At 57.6% G+C, this 11,250-nt stretch carries 16 protein-coding genes; 7 read left to right on the top strand and 9 right to left on the bottom strand.

The window, feature by feature from the left end:
* The first annotated feature begins 213 nt into the window (after positions 1–213).
* From O6929_02200 to O6929_02185, 4 genes are all read left to right on the top strand, one after another.
* The gene (locus O6929_02200; protein ID MCZ6479209.1) at positions 214–726 is read left to right on the top strand and encodes a PilZ domain-containing protein; all 513 of its coding nucleotides are present in this window, start codon (positions 214–216) and stop codon (positions 724–726) included.
* Between the two features lie 174 nt (positions 727–900).
* A complete protein-coding gene (locus O6929_02195) occupies positions 901–1,350 on the top strand; it encodes a PilZ domain-containing protein (GenBank protein ID MCZ6479208.1) in 450 nt (149 codons plus the stop codon).
* Between the two features lie 204 nt (positions 1,351–1,554).
* Entirely contained in the window at positions 1,555–2,430 is an 876-nt protein-coding gene (gene larE / locus O6929_02190; protein ID MCZ6479207.1) for an ATP-dependent sacrificial sulfur transferase LarE, read from the top strand.
* On the top strand, positions 2,427–3,164 hold the full coding sequence (locus O6929_02185; GenBank protein ID MCZ6479206.1) for a hypothetical protein: 738 nt from the start codon (positions 2,427–2,429) through the stop codon (positions 3,162–3,164). The genes larE and O6929_02185 overlap by 4 nt, the downstream gene beginning before the upstream one ends.
* Before the next feature lie 87 nt (positions 3,165–3,251).
* On the opposite strand, the gene O6929_02180 is transcribed toward O6929_02185, so the two are convergent.
* On the bottom strand, positions 3,252–3,578 hold the full coding sequence (locus tag O6929_02180; GenBank protein ID MCZ6479205.1) for a hypothetical protein: 327 nt from the start codon (positions 3,576–3,578) through the stop codon (positions 3,252–3,254).
* On the opposite strand from O6929_02180, the gene O6929_02175 reads away from it, so the two are divergent.
* A complete protein-coding gene (locus tag O6929_02175) occupies positions 3,459–3,911 on the top strand; it encodes a sulfite exporter TauE/SafE family protein (GenBank protein MCZ6479204.1) in 453 nt (150 codons plus the stop codon). The two genes, O6929_02180 and O6929_02175, sit on opposite strands and share 120 nt — an antisense overlap.
* Before the next feature lie 135 nt (positions 3,912–4,046).
* On the opposite strand, the gene O6929_02170 is transcribed toward O6929_02175, so the two are convergent.
* Entirely contained in the window at positions 4,047–4,367 is a 321-nt protein-coding gene (locus O6929_02170; protein ID MCZ6479203.1) for a hypothetical protein, read from the bottom strand.
* Positions 4,368–5,176: 809 nt separating this feature from the next.
* Between O6929_02170 and O6929_02165 the strand changes: the two genes are divergently transcribed.
* A complete protein-coding gene (locus O6929_02165) occupies positions 5,177–5,506 on the top strand; it encodes an FKBP-type peptidyl-prolyl cis-trans isomerase (GenBank protein ID MCZ6479202.1) in 330 nt (109 codons plus the stop codon).
* A 2-nt stretch (positions 5,507–5,508) separates the two neighbouring features.
* On the top strand, positions 5,509–5,787 hold the full coding sequence (locus tag O6929_02160; GenBank protein MCZ6479201.1) for a hypothetical protein: 279 nt from the start codon (positions 5,509–5,511) through the stop codon (positions 5,785–5,787).
* Positions 5,788–6,007: 220 nt separating this feature from the next.
* Here the strand turns inward: O6929_02160 and O6929_02155 are convergent, their stop codons facing one another.
* From O6929_02155 to O6929_02125, 7 genes are all read right to left on the bottom strand, one after another.
* Positions 6,008–6,235: a hypothetical protein gene (locus O6929_02155; GenBank protein ID MCZ6479200.1), complete on the bottom strand. Its 228-nt coding sequence runs from the start codon at positions 6,233–6,235 to the stop codon at positions 6,008–6,010.
* 75 nt (positions 6,236–6,310) lie between these two features.
* The gene (locus O6929_02150) at positions 6,311–7,705 is read right to left on the bottom strand and encodes an NAD(P)(+) transhydrogenase (Re/Si-specific) subunit beta (GenBank protein MCZ6479199.1); all 1,395 of its coding nucleotides are present in this window, start codon (positions 7,703–7,705) and stop codon (positions 6,311–6,313) included.
* The gene (locus O6929_02145; protein ID MCZ6479198.1) at positions 7,702–8,001 is read right to left on the bottom strand and encodes an NAD(P) transhydrogenase subunit alpha; all 300 of its coding nucleotides are present in this window, start codon (positions 7,999–8,001) and stop codon (positions 7,702–7,704) included. The genes O6929_02150 and O6929_02145 overlap by 4 nt, the downstream gene beginning before the upstream one ends.
* The gene (locus O6929_02140; protein MCZ6479197.1) at positions 7,998–9,125 is read right to left on the bottom strand and encodes a Re/Si-specific NAD(P)(+) transhydrogenase subunit alpha; all 1,128 of its coding nucleotides are present in this window, start codon (positions 9,123–9,125) and stop codon (positions 7,998–8,000) included. The genes O6929_02145 and O6929_02140 overlap by 4 nt, the downstream gene beginning before the upstream one ends.
* Before the next feature lie 336 nt (positions 9,126–9,461).
* Positions 9,462–9,896: a CBS domain-containing protein gene (locus O6929_02135; protein ID MCZ6479196.1), complete on the bottom strand. Its 435-nt coding sequence runs from the start codon at positions 9,894–9,896 to the stop codon at positions 9,462–9,464.
* A 192-nt stretch (positions 9,897–10,088) separates the two neighbouring features.
* Positions 10,089–10,850, bottom strand: a complete 762-nt coding sequence (locus O6929_02130) for an SCO family protein (GenBank protein MCZ6479195.1) — start codon at positions 10,848–10,850, stop codon at positions 10,089–10,091.
* A 45-nt stretch (positions 10,851–10,895) separates the two neighbouring features.
* Positions 10,896–11,126: a copper-binding protein gene (locus O6929_02125; GenBank protein ID MCZ6479194.1), complete on the bottom strand. Its 231-nt coding sequence runs from the start codon at positions 11,124–11,126 to the stop codon at positions 10,896–10,898.
* Between the last annotated feature and the right edge of the window lie 124 nt (positions 11,127–11,250).

Raw genomic sequence — 11,250 nt, 5'->3', positions numbered from 1 at the left:
TGCGGGCTCGGCCGCACCGGCAGGTTTCGATCCCGCCGCTGCGGCGGGCCTCAAGGCTAGCCCTGAGCGACGCCCCGCAAACCCGGGGCGGAGTCGAAGCCCGGAGGGCAGATTATTTACTTCTATGTGAATAATCCGGGCTAGGAGCGGGCGTGCAGGCTTCTGGCATGTCCCTTGCTGCGCAATCAGAGGGACAGCCCCCGAGGGGTCGGGATGGGAAAAGAACAGCGAGACAAACGGGAATACCCCCGAGTTTTCGTGGAAGGCAAGTCCGGAGGACGAGTCGCAGCCATTTGTGAGGGCTCACTCCTCAACATCAGTCTTGGAGGGGTGCTGATCGAGCATGTCCATGCCCTCCGCCCGGGTACCCCTTCCTTTGTGGAACTCGAGCTACAGGGGAAGCGAGTGAGGTTGCGGTGTCGGGTGGCTCGCTCCGTCGCTGATCGGACAGAGGTGCAACCGGATGGGGAGCGAGAGGTGATCTACCACAGTGGGTTGGAGTTTCTCGACGTCCCAGAGGAGACGCGGCAGGTGATCAGCGGTTACATCGGGTCAGTTACCCAAGGGAGACCCTCGAGGATCGAGACGGAGTCAGATCGAGAGCCAGACCCAGATCCAGATCAGAAGGAATCCCTGCTCGCCGATTTAGACAAACCAGAACACCTCGTGAAAGAGGCTTCGAAGAAATTCAAGAAGGATATGGCCCCTACTGACGGGACTGTGTGAGCAGGACAGAAGGACATTCGACCATGGCAGGCAAACTGTGAAGAAGAAACTGGGCCAGGTAAGCCGCACGAAGCTCGAAGATATTTACATTTCGCTCCGGGACGTCAGGGGAGCACTGCATATCGATGTGCGGGTCTACCGGCGCCCTGTACGGGGGGGGATGCCGTGGCAGGAATGGAGGGGGTGGCCGTGCCTCTTGACCTGTTCCCAGACCTCCTCCGTGTGCTGGTGGATTCCCAGGAGCGGCTCATCCAAGAGGGGCTGTTGCATACTTCGGGTGCGGAAGCCCCCCGCTACCTCAGGAGTGATCGCCGGGGGCGGCGCGTCCCGCTTAGAGTGCCGGTGGAATGCTGCCCCTGGCCGGTCGTGGACTCCCGAGTGCTGAGGGGTGAAACAAGGGACGTCAGCTCGGGTGGCGCGCAGCTCTGGCTGCCCGAATGCCTGCCCCTCCTCACTCGGGTAGAAGTCTTCATGCAGATTGAGGGGGCAGACTTTAAAGAATTGGCAGAAGTCGTGGGAGTCGGCGTGCGACAGACGCATGGAAGATACCGACACAGCATCCGATGGCTCGAACTGAACACGCAAGCGAAGGCTACCCTGTCCCAGTTGATCCCCACCATTTGAGGCATATCCTCCCGTCAATGCCCTTCTGATCTTGCCTTTCGCTTAATTGACAGCCCATCAGAAATTTGGACACCCTGAGGAAATAAAACTGGACAGGGGGGGCGTTTGGGTATTATAAGTAGCCCGCGCAAGCAATCTCTGTAATGCCGCTGAGGTCCTAATAGGGTAATTTCAGACACAACCCCGACCAACTGGATGGCCATTGTGCCTAAGCTGGACGCCAAGGTCGCACAGCTGCGTAACCGCCTTCGTGAAATGGGGCGGGTGATGGTCTGTTTCTCGGGAGGCGTGGACTCAAGCTTCCTGCTCGCTGAATCGGTTGGCACCCTGGGAGAGGGTGCTGTGGCACTCACAGCGGTTTCCCCGAGTCTTGCTCCCGATGAAAAAATCGCCGCGCAGCTTTTGGCGGAACAGCTTGGGGCGCGCCATCTGCTTGTCGAGACGCATGAGCTCGATGATCCCCGCTATGCCGGGAATCCGATAAACCGCTGCTACTTCTGCAAGACCGAACTGTACAGCATGGCCATTGAACAGGCCCGCGGGTTGGGGATTCCATTCGTTCTTGACGGATTCAACGTCGATGATCGGGGCGACCACCGCCCCGGGCGCCAGGCCGCGCGCGAATATGGCGTGCGCTCCCCACTCGACGAGATCGGATTCACTAAGGCTGATATCCGCGAGGCGGCCCGTCGGATTGATCTGCCGGTCTGGGACAAGCCTGCCCTGGCGTGTTTGTCCAGCCGGTTTCCGTACGGGACCGAGATCACGCCTGACCGCCTCACACAGGTGGCGCAGTGCGAGCGCGTCCTACGGGAATTGAGTTTCCGCGTCTACCGAGTTCGGTATCACGATACAGTCGCCCGCATTGAAGTTGCGCCGGAGGAGGTGCATCGACTGTTCGCTCCCGAGGTGCGCGGCGAGATCGTTGGACGCTTTCGGGCAGCAGGCTTTGTCCATGTCACCGTCGACCTGCAGGGGTACCGAACCGGGTCCTTGAACGAGGCCGCACGGGCCGCGGGCGGGAAATTGAATGTGTGGAACTTGCGTGACAATGGAGAAGGGAGAGAGGGAGCGCCATGAAGATCGAACAAGCGACTGCCTCCACGATTACAGAACTCTGGGGTAAGGTAGAACCACGGGCACAGCAATCGAAGTGCCTGGAGGAAGCCGCACAGGAGCTGGCCACTGCGCTGCACACCCAGTTCCAGGAATCGGTGGCTTTGGCTCGGGTCTATTTTACGGTTCCTTTCGGCACGTTACCCGGGACGAACAAGGCGTTTGTTCAGAGCCTCGCCGAGTCAGCCGGGGCCGCGGCCGATTTGAAGGCCACTACGCCGGTCCTCTCGCTCATCGGAACCCACGGCCAAGAGGCGGACTGGAACGACCGCCGCAAGTCCAAAGGGCATGTCGGGATACCTCTGATTTCTTCGGCTTTCGTCGACGCCATTCCGATGATTTCCCGTCTACTCAAGGAGCTGGGTGTCCCATTGGACTGGGTTGACACCCAGGATGCAGAAGTCATAAAAAAGATGGACCGCGCGGCTGGCCTATTCTTCGTCGAGAATGCCGCCGAAGCTTCGGATCATCAGGGGAGGAAGATCATTCCGGCGCAAGACTTTGTTTCCGGCTATAACGTGAAAAGTGTCTTTGGTGTGGGAGGGGGGTACGCTGGCGGCCAGATGCTGGTCATTGTTCTGTTCTGCCGTAATCTTATTCCACGAGCCGCTGCTGAGCGTTTCGTGGCACTGAGGGACGCGTTCAAAGGTAACACCAGCTCTCTCGTCGAAACCGCGAAAATTTTCTCCGCAGCGTAAAGGGTCAGATCCCACTGACCGAATGGCGTATTGCGGGGAGAGGCTCCTTAGGACTTCATGAGTCTGTCTGCGTTGATGGCGTTCGGCCTATTCCTGGGAATGGAGCACGCTCTCGATGCCGACCACGTGGTGGCCGTCTCCACCATCATCAGTGAGAGCCGGAGCCTCATCCGGTCCTTGCTCATCGGCATTGTCTGGGGCATCGGCCATACGGCGACTCTTCTCGTTGTTGGCCTTTTCTTCCTCTTTTTTGGGATTACGCCGTCCCCGTAGGTGGCCTTCTCGGCAGAGTTTTTGGTCGGCATCATCCTCATCCTCCTCGGGGTTCAAATTCACTGGAAATATAACAAAAAGCGGACTCACGCCCATTTCCACCGTCATGGTGACGAAGTGCACATCCACTTCCATTCCCATGAGGCGACGAACGCTCATACCCACGAACACCACGGGCCTCGTATGCGAAAACCTCTGTTCGTCGGCTTGGCTCATGGCGTAGCCGGCAGCGCGGCCTTGATGCTCGTCGTCCTCAGCAAGATTCAATCCCCGTTCGTAGGAGCCTTTTATATTCTTGCCTTCGGCCTGGGCTCGATCTTGGGGATGCTGGTAATCAGCGTCTTCATTGGGCTGCCTTTCCTCTTGACGGTGGGACGCTTTCAACGGTTCCACGCAGGGGTGGGGCTCGCTGCTGGTCTTCTCTCGATCGTCCTAGGGTGCTCGATCAGCTTAGAAACCCTGTGGCTCTTGTGACAGTATCGAGCCTCAGCAAGAAGCGGCCTCGCACCAGCATAATGATCAGTTGTTTCTTCGGAAAAAGGAAACGCCCTCCCGAGCCGTACTCGACCCGAGAGGGCGTCAGGATGCACCAACGATTGTGGCAGAGAACTAGGGGCTGACCATTACTGGCTTCACCGTTGTGTTGATGACCTCTCTAAGCACCGCCGCGCGCCCAACCCTGTCCTTGATCAGGTTGATCCTGCTGAGATACTCCTGCTCCAACTCTGCACCGACCCCCACAAGCTGATCATACCTCTCCGAGGCTTCACGATGGGTGCGGTCTTGGATCTCGGTGACTTTGCTCTGGAACTCCTCCGGCGAAGTTTCCCGACCCCCGTTGAGCACTTCCTCGGAGACGGCCCGGATCTCCTTTCCATAATGGTCGATGAGTTCCCTCAAACCTGACAAGGCCTGCTCCAATTGATCCATCCATCGCCTCCTTTCCCCGTGCAGGTTCGTTTCGCCTCTCTCCTCTTGTTGGAACGACTTTGTCCAAACGTGTTTCCTTGCCTGCTGGCGGAGATCTCGAACGCCTCAATGGTATGCGTCGCGCCCCCTGCAAGGCTCTCCTTGAATGATCTGTTCCCGTTGTTGCACCCGTCAATGTTCGAGCAATTCTTTTGGTGGCGAGTGCCGGTACCGACGAGTTCGACGCGATGATGTCTCGCGTTGGTGGTATGGCCGGTGTTATATTCTTTTGGCCTGGGACATGTCAAGGAAAAAAACAATATATAGTATGACATCTTTGAATAGTGTGCCACATATTGGGTGGTCTCGGCCGACATTCGTGACGACCCCGTGGTGAGATCAGTGTCTTCGAAAAGGCAAAACGCCCTCCCGGGCCATCTGCGACCCGAGAAGGCATCTGAGTGCTGGGGCGCCATTCCCCGAGGGAGGTTACTCCTCCCTCCCCTCAAAGACGAATTGGTGGCCTTCGGGGGTGTCTTGCCTCGCAACGTGCAGGATCACCCCCCGAGGGAGCTCGCCGATATTCGGATCCTTTACACTCCTGGAGAGGGCTCTCAGTTTCCTCTACTGGATAAGGGTGTCAAGCGCAGGACCGGAGCCCCTTATTATTCTTGGCATCAGGGGGAACGGCTTGTAACGTCACGATATACGGGCAACGATCCCGGCTGAAGGTGTCTCGGATCTTTTGATTGCTTTGACAGCCCCCAAAGGCTTCGCGAGCCTGCGAGGGCTCTTTTTTTTCAGGGAGCCCTTCTCGAGGAGGAACCGCGATGTCGAGCACGGGATCCGTCGGAATACTCCCCTTCGGAATCCTTACGGAGGAAGGGGGGACACGGCCGGCAAAGCGGTACGGGGTCAAGCCCTGGGTGGCTTTTGGCGCTATCCTCTGTGCGTTTATTTCACCGATGTCCGTCCACGCCGAATCACAGGAGGGAGAAAAGGAGATGACGGTTTCAGCAGGCACGAAGGTCTCCATTGAGTATACCCTCAGGCTGGAAGACAAGGCGGTGATAGATACGAATGTTGGTTCTGATCCGTTGACCTATGTTCACGGATCTCAACAAATTATCCCCGGATTGGAGAAGGCGCTAGAGGAATGAAGATGGGTGATAGTAAACAGGTTACGATCAAACCGGAGGAAGGCTATGGCCGGGTCAACGAAGAGGCCTTTGTTGAAGTAAAGAAGGAGCAGGTTCCAGAAGACGCGCTCAGAGTCGATGCACAGCTCGAGGGCCGCGATGCCAGCGGCCGGACTTTTCAGGCCCGGGTGGCAGAGATCAGGGACCAAACGGTTGTGCTGGACTTCAACCATCCCCTGGCTGGCAGGACCCTCTACTTCGATATGAAGATCCTGGAGATTCACAAGGCGTCGGCCGAATGATGCCCACAATAAAATTTCTTGACAAGCGAATGGGAGAGAGGTAGAGTACGTTTGCCCCAAGGGGTCCAAAGGAAGTAGCGGAACCCGAAGGTCGTAAACCTGTCCTGGGCCGGGGAAGGGGTTGTGAGCCGAAAGGCGAGCAGAACCGGATTCGGAACGGGAGGGGGATGAAGGCCACCGGGAGCTGGGAAACCGATGGGTCACTTGGGGCGCTACTATTTTAAACGGCTTTTTTCCTCACCCTTCCCCTATCTGATACGCTGGCCTGCTCCGAAACAGCCTGCGCCACCCGCACCTGGATCCCTTCGACCCTCCATCCGATCTTTTCCGCCGTCCCTTCTGCGATAGAAGAGAGGTGCGCCCAGCCTTCCAAGACCAGGTCTCCCCGCTGGTTCTGGCAGAGCAAGCGGAACTTGAGCGAACCTTCCTGGGTTTTTTCCTCCGCCACGTTGATTGCTTGGCATTTCAGAGGGGAAGGCGTGTTTCAGGCAGGGATTCGAAACAGCAAAGAGGAGGAGTCGAATCAAGCGGTTTTCACCTCATTCACCAGCTTGGTTAGAGAGTCTCGGGCATCCCCAAAGAGCATGAAAGTCTTCTCGTTGTAAAAGAGCTCGTTGTCGATTCCGGCAAAGCCCGGATTCATGCTGCGCTTGAGGAAAATGATGTGTCGGGCATTGTCGACGTCCAGGATTGGCATGCCGTAGATGGGGCTGTTCGGGTTGTTCCGGGCAGCCGGGTTCACCACATCATTCGCACCGACGACTAAGACCACGTCCGTCCTTTCAAACTCGCTGTTGATCTGCTCCATATCAAGAAGCTTCGGGTACGGCACGTTCGCCTCTGCCAACAGCACGTTCATATGACCCGGCATGCGCCCGGCCACGGGGTGAATGGCGTATTTGACCTCTACGCCTCGCTTTTCCAGTAGCTCGTCCAATTCCCGCACCTGGTGCTGAGCCTGGGCAACGGCCATTCCATAGCCCGGCGCAATGATGACCGAACGGGCATAGGCAAGCAGGATGGAAACATCCTCTGCGGAGATCTCTTGGGCGGACTTTCCGCTGGGCCCTACCGTGCCACCGGCTAGGGCTACCTCACTCACCGCACCGAACCCGCCGAACAAGACATTGGTGAATGACCGGTTCATCGCCCGGCACATGATCTGGGTCAGGATAATCCCCGATGCGCCCACCAGGGCACCGCTAATAATCAGGCCGTGGTTCGAAATCACAAACCCGGTCGTTGCAGCCGCCAACCCTGAATAGGAGTTCAGAAGGCAGATGATGACCGGCATGTCCGCTCCCCCAATCGGGATGACGACAAGCACGCCGACGATCAGAGCCATGACGTTCATCGTGATGAACACGCCCGGGTGGCCGGGCGAGATCAGCAGATAGGCGCCCATCGATGCCCCGGCCAGGAGCAGGATCAGATTGAGCAGGTGCTGGAATCGGAAGAGCACCGGTCGGCCGGGGATGATCTCTTGGAGTTTCCCGGCGGCCACAATGCTTCCAGAAAGTGTTACCCCTCCGATGAACGTACTCGCATAGATGCTGACCGCGGTGTCCAGAGGAAGGGTAGCTCCGGGTTGCATGAGCCGATGCCACACGGCCGCGGCAACAAGCTGCGAGGCCCCACCGCCAAGGCCGTTCAAGATCCCGACCATCTGCGGCATGGCAGTCATCTTAACCGTGCGGGCCATCCAAAGGCCTAGCGCCGCCCCGATCACGCTTCCGACGACGATCCACTGAAAGCTCAAAATCTGCTGGTCAAAAAGGGTGGCAACAATCGCGATGAGCATGCCCACCGCGGAGAGCAAATTCCCCTGCCGCGCCGTGGCCGGCGTAGCGAGACGCTTGAGGCCGATGATGAAAAGGGAGGCGGCAACAAGATAGGCGAGCTCGATGAAACCGGTCATGATCGCTCAGCCTCCGGCCTCTTCTTGAACATCCGGAGCATCCGGTCGGTCACGACGTAGCCGCCGACCACGTTGATCATTGCGAACACCACCGCAGTTACCCCGAGGATTGTCGCGAGTGTCGTGGCTCCCATCCCTGCCACGATCATCGCACCGATGATCGTGATGCCCGAGATGGCGTTCGATCCTGACATCAGTGGAGTGTGCAACGTGCTTGGAATCTTGGTGATGACCTCGAAGCCCACGAACATCGCGAGCACGAAGATGACCAAGAGAATAACCAGGCCTTCGCTCATTGCTGTCTCACCCTTCCCTCATGCGTGATGCATGTATCGTTGGTGATCGGGTCATTGAAATCAAACTCAAGTTTCCCGTTGCGTACGATTTGAAGCAGGAAGCTTGAGATGTTCTTTGAATACATCTGGCTCGCATGCACTGGCATGGCACTCGGGATGTTGAGCGGCCCGTGGATGGTGACGCCGTACCTTGTTACAACACGGTCGGGCTCGGTCAGCTCGCAATTCCCACCCGCCTCTGCAGCGAGGTCCACGATCACCGAGCCGGCCTTCATATCCTGGACCATCTCGGCGGTGATCAGCACGGGAGCCCGTTTCCCTGGGATCAATGCCGTGGTGATGACGATATCCGCCTTCGGGACATGGCGGCGAAGCAACACCTTCTCTCGCTCGTGTGATTCCGCCGTCAGCTCTTCCGCGTATCCGCTCACGTCCTCCGTCTTCCCCCCCCCTAGATCGAGTTCAATGAAGGTGCCGCCGAGACTTTCCACCTGTTCCTTAACGGCCGGCCGAATGTCGTAGGCCTGGACCATTGCCCCAAGACGCCGAGCCGTTGCGATGGCCTGGAGCCCGGCCACGCCAACTCCCAGGACCAGAACCTTGGCCGGGGGAATGGTTCCCGCCGCCGTCACCAGCATCGGAAAGAATTTGCCTAGCGAGCTTGCAGCAGCGAGCACGGCCTTGTAGCCCGCAACTGTGCTCTGCGAAGAGAGCGCATCCATCTTTTGGGCCCGGGCGATGCGAGGGATGAGGTCCATGCTGAAGCTCGTGATCTTCCGCTCTACCAAGCGGTTGACTAGGTCTGGGTGGCTAAGGGGCTGCAAAAAGCTGATGAGTACGGTGCCTTCCCGCATCAGCTCAACCTCATGCTTGCCCAGGACAGGATTGAGCGCGGGCGTCTGCACCTTGAGGACTACGTCCGCCTCCGTGAACAGAGCGACGGGATCGGACACGATCGTAGCCCCGGCAGCCTCGTAGGCACGATCCGGAAAAAATGCACTTTCTCCGGCTCCGGATTCGAACAGGATCTGCGGTCCCGCCTTTCGCAGCAGGCCAACAGCATCAGGGACCAGGGCCACCCGATTCTCACCGACTACGATCTCTTTGGGGACCCCGACTTTCATGCAATTCTCCCTCGAACGATTCTCCGCCTAGTCGTACAGTCGTTCCGGGCCTGATTCTACCACAACACTTCCCCCAGGCTAAGATCGCGTGCCATCATCTGCGAATGTCAAGCTTTCCCTAGCGGTTAAGGGTGCCTGAATAGGAACGGGGACGGAGGGCATGGTACTGTGACCGGAGGGAGTTTTGCCGTGAGGGAGCCGAGTGGTCCAAATTGCTTGGATACGTTGACGTCATGAAGCTCTTGCCAGAGGTCCCCATGAGAGTCAAGAGCTGATGTAGACCGTAGCTTGAGGGCATTCCCTTAAACAAAGTGAATAAAATCCTTGGCGTGACCGCTATCTATCTCCCGTAATGTAGTTTTTGAGCTGCTTTATCAAAAAGTCCTTTTCGGCGAGTTCAGCCTTGACCACGTCGCCGATGGAGACGACGCCAACCACCTTCTCATCGACGACTACGGGAAGGTGTCGGATATGTTTGTCCGTCATCAGCGCCATGCATTCTTCGATGGTATTTTCTGGGCGTACAGAAATCACCTTTGGGGTCATAATCTCCCTGACGGGGGTGTCCAGGGAGGATTTCCCTTTGAGAATGACCTTCCGGGCGTAATCCCTTTCCGAGATAATGCCAACCAATTTCCCCTCCTCAAGGACCAGTAACGATCCCACTTCCTTTTCCGCCATGATTTTCAAGACATCATACACCAGCGCATCGGGTGTTGTGTGCCATATGTTATGTCCTTTATCTTGCAAAATATGCCTGACGGTTTTCATCGCTGATCATCTCCTAAGATCTCTTTCTGCTAAAGCTTGACCAATGCTTTCCTCCGGATGGACCGTCCGCAACTGCTGAAAATGGCTGGGCAAGGTGTTAAAGTATCCTCCACTGGTCAAATTGTGTCAAGCCGCGGTGCTGGTAACCTCGGCGGCCCCTTCCGGTCGGGGACCGTAGCCCACATGTCCATATCAGGTGCCCCCGGTCCGCAGGAGCTTCCACGTATCCTGCTTCAGGCGTATCAGGTCCTTGGAGTCGGCGCTGCGGTAGTAGCCTCGAATCCGCCCAGCCCGATCCACCAGGACGAATCGATCACTGTGAATCACCGGTTTTTTCCGGTGCTCGCCAATACCATGCGCCCAGGCCACTGCGGGACCAAGCCATCCCTCCGGGACCGGCCTGCCTCGCGGTTCCGGATCGTCGGAGGCTTTTGCATCGTCGGGGTCGAACACGAGCAACTTGAATCCCTTTTGAATCACATGGTATATGGCCTTCTTCTCTCCCGTGAGGAATAACCACCGATCGCGATCTGCACCGAATTTGGCGGCATAGGAGGCGAGGACGGCCGGGGTGTCGAATTGGGGGTCGACGCTGAATGAAACCAGGCGGAGCTCGGGTTCGTCGGCGAATTCGGTCTGAAGCCTCGCCATCACCGCGCTCATCAGCGGGCAGGCATCTGAACACCGTGTCCAGATGAGGTCGGCAATCCAGACTTTTCCCCGGAGGTTGGCCAGCGTGACCAGCTTGCCACTCCGCTCGATGAAGGTGAAGTCCGGGAGCCGCCATGCGTCGCGCCCTTCCAAAAGCATGTTGCGTTGCCTGCCCTTCACGGCATGTGTGTTCTCAATGTTGGGGGCAATGGCAACGGAAAGGGCAATCACGAGAAGGCCGGAGGCCGCAACGAACACAAGGGCCCCGAGAACACGCTTTTGTCTCAAGCTGCGTTTCTTCATGATGCTATCCGGTCTGGTGTTGCCTCCCCAGTACCCTTGGTTGCGCTAGTCCTCTTCCTTTGTGATCTTGTTGATCACGATCATTGGCCCGTCGATCGTAAACGAAAACCCCACGCGATCACCCGTGTTGAGGTCCTCGATCAAGTCAGGCGAGGTGACAAAGAAGGCCATCTTCATCGGAGGCATACACCCTTCGATTGCCTCGTGGTCCAGAAAGACCATCTTCCGCTCTGCATAGTAGGGAGAGTACAGTTCCCTCTCCTTGCCACTCCACACCAAACGCGAGCCCCATGAATACTGGCCAGAGGACAATGGCAAGGGCACCCGCGCGCACGCTCCGCATCCATGAGTGGCGGGAACGAGACATTGGGCGCATCCTCGTGTCGTCCATCATCGATAT

It is taken from the genome of Candidatus Methylomirabilota bacterium (assembly GCA_027293415.1).
Lineage (GTDB): Bacteria > Methylomirabilota > Methylomirabilia > Methylomirabilales > CSP1-5 > CSP1-5.
Note: the sequence above shows the minus strand (reverse complement) of the source record. Positions and strands in the feature narration are given on the sequence as shown.